At 36.1% G+C, this 2,722-nt stretch carries 3 protein-coding genes; 1 reads left to right on the forward strand and 2 read right to left on the reverse strand.

Annotated features, from left to right (window positions below):
- Window positions 1-115: 115 nt before the first annotated feature.
- Window positions 116-727, reverse strand: a complete 612-nt coding sequence (clpP, locus tag DNK84_RS13615) for an ATP-dependent Clp endopeptidase proteolytic subunit ClpP (protein ID WP_119345005.1) — start codon at window positions 725-727, stop codon at window positions 116-118.
- A gap of 201 nt (window positions 728-928) precedes the next feature.
- Window positions 929-2,236: a trigger factor gene (gene tig / locus DNK84_RS13620; protein WP_119345006.1), complete on the reverse strand. Its 1,308-nt coding sequence runs from the start codon at window positions 2,234-2,236 to the stop codon at window positions 929-931.
- Window positions 2,237-2,477: 241 nt separating this feature from the next.
- On the opposite strand from tig, the gene DNK84_RS13625 reads away from it, so the two are divergent.
- Window positions 2,478-2,722 (forward strand): Rossmann-fold NAD(P)-binding domain-containing protein (locus tag DNK84_RS13625; protein WP_208123346.1); only part of this gene is annotated, 245 nt, incomplete at its 3' end.

The following is a 2,722-nucleotide window of genomic DNA, read 5'->3' on the forward strand; positions in this document are numbered from 1 at the left end:
GATCCTTTGTTGTTTTTCTCAAATATATTTCAAACCAAGGATTGCAACCTTGCAAATCATTTTTTAATTAAATCAACTTAATTTCACATCTTGTAGTTTTTTTGGTTCACAGAACCTAGTCGTTTTTGACAAGATGATGGCGTGATTCAATCACTTGATCTATTAGACCATAGTCCTTTGCTTCTTCTGCCATCATAAAGTTATCACGATCTGTTGCTTCAACAATTTCCTCATAAGAGCGATCTGTATGTTTTGCTAACACATGATTCAAACGTTCTTTAATGCGTAGCATATTACGTGCATGAATTTCAACATCAGAAGCCTGGCCTCTAAATCCACCCAATGGTTGGTGAATCATGACTTGGGAATGCGGTAGGCAATAACGTTTACCCTTTGTCCCTGCAGATAGCAATACTGCGCCCATACTCGCTGCAAGTCCCGTACAAATCGTACTGACATTTGGCTTAATAAATTGCATTGTATCATAAACGCCCATCCCAGCAGTAACAGAACCACCTGGCGAGTTAATATAAAAATAAATATCTTTATCTGGATTTTCAGATTCTAAAAATAAAAGTTGTGCAATTACCAGGTTTGCGGACACATCATTGACCTCGCCATTTAGAAAAATAATACGCTCTTTTAACAAGCGGGAATATATATCAAATGAACGCTCACCACGTGATGTTTGCTCTACAACCATTGGCACTAAATTATTTGTTATCATCAAACTTACCTCATTTTTGTATATCGTTATCACTTACCCTGTTATAGCAAAAAAGCCACAACAGTGGCTTATATGCCTAATACAATATTTTATAATGCAAACCAGTTTAATGTTTTTTACCACATTTTGCCAAGCTTGAATCAAGCTAAATATTAAAAAAAATAATTACGAATGATCTCGCTTATAACTGGAAAACTTCTTCTATGATGACGGCATTGTGTTACGTACAAGCTCAAAGAAATCTTCTTCTTTTTCAGTAACTTTTGCTTGCTCAAGCACCCAGTCAACTAATTTATTTTCAATAACAACCGCTTTGATATTTTCTAATTCTTGTTTATTATTTTTCACATGCTGGCGTACTTCTTCTGCATCTTCATAAACAGAAGCCATCTCTTCAATTAAAGCATCAATGCTTTCTTGATCTGCTTCAAATGATTGCTGATCGGCAATTGCACTTAGAATCAAGCCAAGTTTAACGCTATCTTTTGCTTTTTCCTCAAATAAATTATCCGGCAAGTCTTCTATTTTAAGCTTTGCACCATTACCACCAAGACGTTTTAAAAGATCTTTTTTCAAGCGGTCAATTTCTTTTTTCACCAAGGCCTTTGGAACTTCGACATCTATTGCCTTTTTCAATCCTTCAAACACTTGCTCTTTTGTTTTACGCTGCTTAGCCGCTTTTAGCTCACGAGCCATATTCTGTGTAATCTCAGCATAAAACTCATCAACACCACCTTTAATACCAAATTGCTTGATAAACTCTTCATCAATCTCTGGTAGCGTTGCTGCTTTGATTTCTTTTACAACAATATCAAACTCAGCTTCCTTTCCATTAAGCTCTTCGTTTTGATAGTCTTCAGGGAAAGTAACTTTAATCGTCTTTTCTTCATCTTTTTTCATACCAATGATACCATCTTCAAATCCTGGAATCATTTGCCCTGAACCAATAGTCACTTCTGAATCATTCGCCGACCCACCCTCAAAGACTTCTCCATTTACACGACCAACAAAATCAATCGTTACACGGTCATCTTTTTGCACTTCACGATCAACAACATCCCAGCTTGCCAACTGCTTACGAAGATTATCAATCATTTTATCTGTTTGTTCTTGGCCAAGCTCAACAACGGGTTTTTCAACCTCAATCTGGTCTAAGTTTTTTACTTCAATCTCAGGGAATAACTCGACATCAACGTTGAATTTAACTTCTTTGCCTTCTTCATTTTGTGTAATCTCAATTTCAACACCAGCAGCATTAAGGTTTTCATCTTGAATTGCTTTTGTATACTTCTGAGGCAACACATCACCTAATACTTCAAAACGAATCTGCTCGCCGTATTTCTTCTTAATCACACCTGCTGGTACTTTTCCAGGTCTAAATCCATCAATTTTTGCTGTTTTTGCAATTTTCTTAATGCGCTTAGATACTTCTTGATCCACTTCACTTGCAGATAGCTCAATATTTAAAACGCAGTGAATGCCTTCTTTCTTTTCAACTGATACTTGCATTTTTTATCCTATTACTATTTGATTACTTAAATTTTCAGGGTCAAAGTTTATAATTTGCCTAAGCAATTGTCTAGTTGTTTCGACCACAGAATCCAATAAATTGTACCTTTTTACACCAATTTTTGCGATGTGCCACTGAAACAAAAAATGATTGACTTAAAACATTCACTTTAATACCACCAGCATAAAAATCACACTACAGGACAGTAGCCACTGAAGTCCTTTATTTTTAAGTGTTTTCATGGCACATAACTGGTCAGAGATTTATTCGCAATTACATCAAAAACTGCCACAGAATATTTACCATAAAGGAGTCAGTGTTGATAATATCTCTCAGGCTGATAATAAAGTGACATTATTACTATCCAATGGCGAAAGTACAACCGTAGACTGGCTTTTTTGCTGTGATGGTGTTAATTCCATTTGCCGGCAAAGCCTATTTCCAGATGCGCAACTTGAAGCCGCACCTTATATCGCATGGCGAGG

It is taken from the genome of Facilibium subflavum (assembly GCF_003574485.1).
In the GTDB taxonomy this organism is placed as follows: domain Bacteria; phylum Pseudomonadota; class Gammaproteobacteria; order Francisellales; family Francisellaceae; genus Facilibium; species Facilibium subflavum.